Consider the following 8,366-nt stretch of genomic DNA (forward strand, 5'->3'; position numbering starts at 1 on the left):
CAGGATGCTTCAGGCAAACCGCATTATTATACCTACACCCTGAAAGGAGACGGGGTGGAAACCTGGAACCCGAAATTCACTTATTATGGATTTCGTTATGTACAAGTAGAAGGAGCAACACCGGATACTGTTTCCGGTAACGATCAACCCAAAATTTTAGATATGGATTTCCTCCATACACGAAATTCTGCTCCCCAAGATGGCCATTTTGAAACTTCTTATCAACTTTTTAACGATATCTATTCGCTGATTAACTGGGCCATCAGGAGCAATCTGCAAAGCGTGGTAACAGACTGTCCCCATCGTGAGAAATTAGGTTGGATGGAGCAAACACATCTAATGGGTGGATCCATACATTACAATTATAATCTCCATCATCTTTACAAAAAGCTGGTTTATGACATGATGGATGCACAAACATCCGAAGGACTCGTTCCGGATATTGCACCTGAATATGTTGAATTTATTGATGGATTCCGGGATTCACCGGAGTGGGGGAGTGCTTCCGTTATACTCCCTTGGTTTCTCTACAAGTGGTACGGCGATAAGGAAACGATGAAAAAGGCCTGGCCTATGATGAGCCGTTATGTAAATTACTTGAAGAGCAAAGCCGACGGCCACATTCTTTCCCATGGACTGGGCGATTGGTATGACCTGGGGCCTGACTCTCCGGGTCCTGCTCAGCTAACTCCCAAAGCTCTCACAGCTACAGCAATCTATTACCATGATGTGAATTTGCTGAGTCGGATGGCCGAAATTATTGATAAACCCGAAGAACAAGCCAGGTATTCGCAATGGGCGGAACAGATCCGAAAGGCATTTCAGGATCACTTTTTTGATGAGGAAAAGGATGTGTATTCTACAGGTAGCCAAACGGCCATGGCTATGCCTTTGGTCACCGGATTGGTGGACGAGGACGATCGGCAGCATGTATTTTCAAATCTGACTGATTCCATCCATGCCAATAACAAAGCATTGACAGCCGGCGATGTGGGTTTTCATTTCCTGGTGAAGGCACTGCAGAATGGCGGAGCCGATCATCTGCTTTATGAAATGAATGCACGGGATGATGTGCCCGGCTATGGCTATCAGCTTAAAAAAGGAGCGACTGCTCTGACAGAATCCTGGGCTGCACTGGAAGAAGTATCCAATAATCACCTGATGCTGGGACATATCATGGAATGGTTCTATGGAGGATTATCAGGGATACAACAAACCAACGAATCTTTTGCCTACAACCACGTTCTGATTGATCCGGCCATGGTAGGTAACATTGAAAGTACAAATGCCTGGTATGATTCGCCCAATGGAAGAATTGCCTCGGAATGGTCCGGAGCCGGTGGGCAGATAACCATGAAAGTTACCATACCGGTCAATACAACTGCAACTGTTATCATTCCGTCAGGTCAAAAGGATCGGATTACTGAGTCAGGTACCCGGATTACGGGTCATCCGGATATCATTGATGTAGGTGGTAATAAAAATGAAACTCGTTTGAAAATAGGTTCCGGAGAATATATATTTGATTTTTTTCAGTAACCGGTGCTGATTTTTATTCCCCCGATCCCAACGGGGCTGTGAAATTAACTTTATTAAGCAGGCTTCAATTTTGTATCAAAGCACAATGTCTTAATGAATATAACAAAAAAATAATGTAGTATGAATTCACGTGAAAGAGTGCAAAAGGCCATTAACCATCAAATTCCTGATAGAGTGCCAATAGATCTTGGTGGATTTCAAACCGGAATTCATAAAAAAGCCTATAAGGATCTTATTGATTATCTGGGATATGATGAGGAAATTAATATTATGGATCCGGTGCAGCAGCTTGCCCAGCCTTCTGAGGATGTATTAAAACGATTCAATGTTGATTTGCGGTATATCAATGCTCATGGTCCTGAAGGTTTTGACGGTTCCATTCAACAAAATTGGAGAAACGGAAAACTCTGGCATGACCTGGAAGATGAATTCGGGGTTGTATGGTCTATGCCGGATGATCAGAACCTTTATATGGATCTTTCTCATCATCCTCTTGCTAATGCTACTATAGAAGATGTCAAGCATTATCCCTTTCCCAAAGGTGATGATCCTACCAGATTTACCGGTGTCAGAGAGGAAGTACTCAAACTTCGGAATGAAACAAATTATGCAATTTCTACCGGAATCATCGGAGTGATATATGAAACATGCTGGTATCTGCGTGGTTTGGAACAATGGTTTATGGATATGCTGACCAATGAAGCGTTTTGCAGTACTCTGCTTGATCATGTTTTGGAATTTTGGAAAGGATTCGTTACGGAATTCATGAAAGCTGTTGGTGATAGCATTGATGTTGTGATGATCGGTGACGATATTGCAGGACAATACGGCGCCTTATTTTCTCCTGATTTTTACCGTCGCATAGTTAAGCCCCGGCAAAAAGAGCTTGTTCAGCATATTAAATCCTTAACCCCAGCAAAAGTCTGGTATCACACATGCGGCTCATGTATAGAATACATCCCGGATCTTATTGAAATTGGGATCGATATTCTGAACCCGGTACAGACAAGTGCAAATAATATGGATCCAAAAGCTTTGAAAGAAAAATACGGAGATCAGATCGTGTTCTGGGGTGGGGGAATAGATTCCCAGCACATATTGCCGTTTGCAGATCCCGATCAGGTGAGGGATGAAGTCAGAAAAAACCTTGATATTTTTAAACCCGGCGGAGGATATGTTTTTAATAATATACACAATATTCAGGCGGGTATTTCTCCGGAAAATATTGTTGCTCTTTATGATGCTGCTTATGAGTATGGATTTTATTAACTAATGTCAGTTGCAAACCATCAATTTAAAATTTGGAGGTAAACAAAATGAAGACCCCAGGCATCCATAAGTATTTCGTAACCCTCATATTGTTTTTAGCATTTGCTATGAGTGCTGCCGCGGCTTCACCGGATGAACCTGTCGAAGTTCCTGAGGAGATTGCTCCGGTCAATGCACCATTTGATATGCCGGATTTAACAAGGCCGGATTTCCCTGATAATACATTCAATATTAAGGACTATGGCGCTGAAACAGGAACCGATAGCAAAGACAAAAACACAGAAGCCATCCATAGAGCTATTGAAGCCGCTCACAAATCAGGCGGCGGTAAAGTGATTATTCCGGAAGGCGAATGGTGGACCGGCCCCATCCATCTGATGAGTAATATCAACCTGCACATTGCTGAAGATGCCGTGGTGCATTTTAGCGAAGATAAAGAAGATTATCTGCCGGTGGTACTTCAACGTCCCGAGGGAGTTGAAGCCTACAATTATTCACCGTTGATCTATGCCAGAGATGTTGAAAATATCGCGCTTACCGGTAAGGGCACCTTGAATGGCCATGGACGCCATTGGTGGGAATGGGCTGAAAAGCATTCATATACACCACGAACTGAGGCGACCAAAGTCCCCCTTTCCAGACGCAGGTATGGTAAAGGAGCCGGAGAGGAAGGCATGCGGCCGAATTTTGTTGTCTTCTGGAAGTCAAAAAATATCCTGATTGAAGGAATTACGCTTAAGGATTCTCCGATGTGGAATATAAATCCGGTTTATTGTGAGAACATCATTGTGCGCGACATTACAGTTTTAAGTAAGGAGGCGCCTAACGGGGATGGTATCAATCCAAGCTCATGCAAAAATATGTTGATAGAATACAACCATTTCGAGACAGGGGATGATGCAGTGGTGCTGAAATCCGGTTTAAATGAAGATGGGTTGAGAATTGATATTCCCACCAAAAATGTTGTTGTACGCAATTATAAGGCTGTTGATGTTCAAACCGGAAGTGGCGGAATTGTTTTCGGCAGTGAAACCTCCGGGGGCATAGAAAATGTATATGTCCATGATGCCTATTTTGAAGGTTGCGACCGGGGGATACGGTTTAAATCAGAGAGAGGCAGAGGCAATTCGATAGAAAACATCTACATTCGGGATATTCAGATGAAAGATCTTGATAATTCAGCCATTAATTTCAATGCCTACTATCATGAAGATGCAAGAGGTGTAGCCCCTTTATTCAAAAACATAAACATTCATGACATCAAAATTGACGGTGTCCCCACTGCTATTATAATGAATGGCTTACCAGAGAAATGGCTTGAGGATTTTGCTTTTAGAAATATTGAAGTTAAAAATGCCGTTGAAGGAGCCCGTATATACAGAGTGAAAAATCTGACCCTGGAAAATTTGGAGATTAGCTCTGAAGAACGGGCGATGGAAGTCACCGATGTCTTTGAATTGAACATTCAGAACCTGAAACTTGATAACCAGGTTAATCAAACGCCCTTCTTGCTGGAAGGTAAATATACAGGCGCCGTTAATATCGAAGGCTATTCTACGAAAAATATTGAGTTGGGTGAGAATTTACCGGAAGATGTGATGAAATGAAACATATCCTTTTTGGTGCTCATTGATGCTTATGCCTTCTGCCTCCGGTAAATGCAATCTGTATGGCCGCAGTAACTTTCCCGTGTGCGTGATACATTTTTACCAATACTCGGGATCCTGCTTATTGATTTGATGGGATCCATCGTAAGGTTTCTGTTAGGCTTTCTATAGGGGTCTGTATTTAGAGGGTATTTGGACCCATGTATGTTATTTTATTTTTCACTTTTAAAGGTTATAAGATAAAGAAAGACATTCGAGCATAAGGGAAGACCCTGGGAATGAAAAAAACATGCAGGGCATATCCGATTGCTCTCCTGTCATACAGGAACTTCTTGAGGAAAAGAAATTAAGTTTTAGCATAAAGAAACTCCTGAACCGGCTTTTTGATTCATTATCCAGAACACAGAAGAGGATGATACAGTTCAGGTTTTATAAGCAGATGGAGTATGCAGAAACATGTGAGATACTGGATTTAAGCTACCAGTCTGCAAGAACTTTGACCTGCAGGGCTATTAGCAGGATGTGGGAAGCTTATCAGAAAAAGCATTTTGTCGCTGAGATAAATAAAAATAGTGAATAGTATGTATTGTAATTTTATAAAGTTGATACTGACAGGTATTATGTCAGCCGTTTTGGCAGGTTGCAGTACAAATGGCGGTGAGAATGATGGAGATGGGTTTTCCACGACCATCGATTCTACATTTGTGAATCCTGTATGGGACGGAGCTGATCCCTGGATGGTAAAAAAGGATAGTTTTTATTACTATTGCTTTACGGAAAACAATGCCATCAAGGTGTCAAAATCCCGGATCATGACCGAAAGAAACAACATAAAAACCGTATGGGAAGCTCCCGAAACAGGATGGAACAAGAATCATATCTGGGCCCCCGAATTGCATTATGTTGACGGGAGATGGTATATTTACTATGCTGCTGGCCGGGAAGGACCCCCATTCATTCATCAGCGGTCAGGAGTGTTGAAATCAGCCGGCGAAGACGCCCTGGGGGAATATGAGGAAACCGGAATGCTTTATACCAGTGATCATCCTGAAAATAAAACCTCCATTTGGGCTATTGATGTTACCGTATTGCAGCATCACGGAGAGCTATATGCCATATGGTCCGGATGGAAAGATAATGCTGAAACCGATCAAACCCCACAGCATCTTTATATCGCTCCCATGAAAGACCCTCATACCCTGGCCGGTCCTCGGGTTAAGATATCTTCCCCGGAGAAGGATTGGGAAACCGGGGGTCCGCTTGATCTGAATGAAGGGCCCCAGGTGCTGAAGACCGATACCGGCGTGTTTATCATCTACTCATGCCGTGAATCCTGGCTGAAGGAGTACCGCCTTGGCCAACTCAGGCTGAAATCATACGATGCCGACCCGTTGAAACCTGAAAACTGGATAAAAAGCGGACCGGTTTTTCAGGGGACCGAAAAGGTCTACGGTACGGGGCATGCCAGCTTCGTGAAATCGCCCGACGGAACAGAGGACTGGATCATATACCATTCAAAGAAATCCACTGAGCCAGGCTGGAACAGGGATATACGGATGCAACAGTTCCACTGGAACAACGATGGATCTCCCGATTTTGGAGAACCTATACCGGTTGGTGTTCCGCTTAAAAGGCCGTCGGGTGAAGTGGACATTGAAAAGAAATTGCTCCAATGAACGAATGCTCTTATATGAAAATATATAATCCATGAAAAATCCATTTATTGCTTCGACAGCTTTATTGCTTGGCCTGTTTTTTTCATTATCAGCCATCGCTCAGGAAGACCTTACCCGCCGGGAATACCTGCAACAATTACTGGAAGTGCTCCCTGAAGACCGCACTGCCACTCCGGGTGACCAGCTTCCTGGAACGTCGCCACCACATGTATCACCGCAGGATTGCACATGGGGCGACTGGCTGGAGCGAACCGGGGAACTGCCTCCTGAGTTTGATGAAATGCCTTCCCTGCCGTTTCTCCCCGATCCGTTGATTCTGGATGAGGGTGGAAAAAATATCCCTGTCGAGACCATAGAGCAATGGCATAGAAAACGGGAGCAGATGAAAAAACAGACCCAGCAATGGATAACGGGTACAGTTCCACCTCCGCCCGATAATCTCCAGATTAAAGTGCTTGAAGAGAAAATGAAGGGAAAACTTAGAGAAAGAGAGGTCTTGTTGAGCTTTGGTCCTGATCATAAAGCAAAACTGCACATGACTCTTTTGATTCCTCCGGGCGAGGGTCCTTTTCCGGTATTCATCTGCCCCTGGAAGAAGGACAGATACGACTGGGTGCAGGCTGCAGTGCGCCGGGGATACATCGGCTGCCGTTTTACCGCAACGGATCCCAAATATGGCTACCCCGACGACAGCGAGGCCTATGAATACATCTGGTGGCCTGAATATGATTTCAGCACCATCATGCGTTGGGGATGGGCTGCCTCAAGAGCTATAGATTATCTTTATACATTGGATGAGGTCAATAAGGAACAGATTGCCCTGACAGGCCTTTCCCGGAACGGGAAAATGGCCCTGTGGGCTGCATCCTATGATGAACGCATTAAAGCTGTTGTGCCCATCAGCGGCGGGACAGGCGGAGAAAATCCTTTCAGGTACACTACAGATAAATACAACAACGAAACCATGCAGCTATTGACCTGGTACCGTCCCCACTGGCTGCATCCACGGCTGCGATTTTTTGTAGGACGGGAGAGCAAACTGCCGGTGGATCAGAATTCGCTGATGGCCCTGGTGGCGCCCCGCGGACTCATGCTTACTTCATCAATTACCGAATCGGCGGGTAATCCATGGGGTATTGAGCAGGCGTATCGATCGGCCAAAAAGGCGTATAAATTTTTAGGAGCCGAAGATAAGATCGCCATCGACCTGCGACATGGACTGCATGCCCCTTCTGCCAGAGATATGGAGCGTTATCTGGATTTCTTTGATCACGTTTTTGAACGGGGTGACATCAAACCGGACAACAAGCTATTCTATAATTACACCTTTTCAAAATGGCTCGGTCTTAGCGAAGAGATGTTGGATCCCTTGTCTTATCATGTAAAGGGAATAGATGACCTTTTGGAGGATTCACGAGGGAAGGCCATTCAGGATACTACAGAATGGAAGGACAAATTGCCGGATATCAAACAGCGTATTAGCTGGGGACTGGGAGAGGAGCCATCATCTGTGGCCCCGGGAAAGCAACCCGACTATATGAGGGAGGTGGTTGGATTGCCCCGGGTTGGTAAGGGTATTGGAAGCAGACCTTTGATGTTTGGTCGGCTATACTATCCATCAGATGAGTCCGGTGATCCAAAAGGTGATGATTTGCCTGTTGTGATCTATCTGCACGAATATTCCTATTCCAAGGGATTTGCTAAGGCAGGAGACATCATCACGCGATTTGCAGATGCAGGATATGCAGTATATGCGTTTGACCAGATAGGCTTTGGCACAAGAATTGAGGAAGGCAGGCTCTTTTATGAGCGGTTCCCCCATTGGTCGAAGATGGGACGGATGGTGGCCGATACCCGCTGGGCTGTCGATGCCCTTTTGGAAATCGATTTCATCGATTCGGAACAAATTTATGCGGCAGGTTATTCACTGGGTGCCACAGTGGGTTTATACAGTGCAGCACTGGATGAACGCATTGCCGGCATGATTTCCGTATGCGGCTTTACACCCATGCGCCTCAATAAACCGGAAAAGACAGCGGAAGGAATCTATGTATATTCCCATCTCCATGGTTTACTACCCCGGCTTGGCTTCTTCGCAAAAAATGAAAGCCATATTCCCTATGATTTTCATGAAATTCTGGCTGCCATTGCCCCGCGTCCCCTTCTGATTGTGGCGCCAACCTGGGATCAGTATGCTTCATTCCCGGATGTGAAGGACTGTGTGGAGGAGGTAAGAAAGGTATATGATCTGTATCATCAGAAGGATAATTTCAGA

At 44.8% G+C, this 8,366-nt stretch carries 6 protein-coding genes; all 6 read left to right on the forward strand.

Annotated elements, in window-relative coordinates; genetic code table 11:
• A partial coding sequence (locus tag KGY70_13310) for a family 78 glycoside hydrolase catalytic domain (protein ID MBS3776166.1) occupies positions 1 to 1,539 on the forward strand: 1,539 nt, incomplete at its 5' end.
• Positions 1,540 to 1,659: 120 nt separating this feature from the next.
• Positions 1,660 to 2,808 (forward strand): hypothetical protein, encoded by a 1,149-nt coding sequence (locus tag KGY70_13315; protein MBS3776167.1) that lies wholly within the window; start codon positions 1,660 to 1,662, stop codon positions 2,806 to 2,808.
• Positions 2,809 to 2,855: 47 nt separating this feature from the next.
• The gene (locus KGY70_13320; GenBank protein MBS3776168.1) at positions 2,856 to 4,415 is read left to right on the forward strand and encodes a glycoside hydrolase family 28 protein; all 1,560 of its coding nucleotides are present in this window, start codon (positions 2,856 to 2,858) and stop codon (positions 4,413 to 4,415) included.
• 289 nt (positions 4,416 to 4,704) lie between these two features.
• A complete protein-coding gene (locus tag KGY70_13325; protein MBS3776169.1) occupies positions 4,705 to 4,995 on the forward strand; it encodes a sigma-70 family RNA polymerase sigma factor in 291 nt (96 codons plus the stop codon).
• Between the two features lie 40 nt (positions 4,996 to 5,035).
• Entirely contained in the window at positions 5,036 to 6,091 is a 1,056-nt protein-coding gene (locus KGY70_13330; protein ID MBS3776170.1) for a glycoside hydrolase family 43 protein, read from the forward strand.
• A 31-nt stretch (positions 6,092 to 6,122) separates the two neighbouring features.
• On the forward strand, positions 6,123 to 8,366 hold a 2,244-nt coding region (locus KGY70_13335), incomplete at its 3' end, for an alpha/beta fold hydrolase (protein MBS3776171.1).

The sequence above is a fragment of the Bacteroidales bacterium genome (assembly GCA_018334875.1).
Classification (GTDB): Bacteria; Bacteroidota; Bacteroidia; order Bacteroidales; family UBA12077; genus JAGXLC01.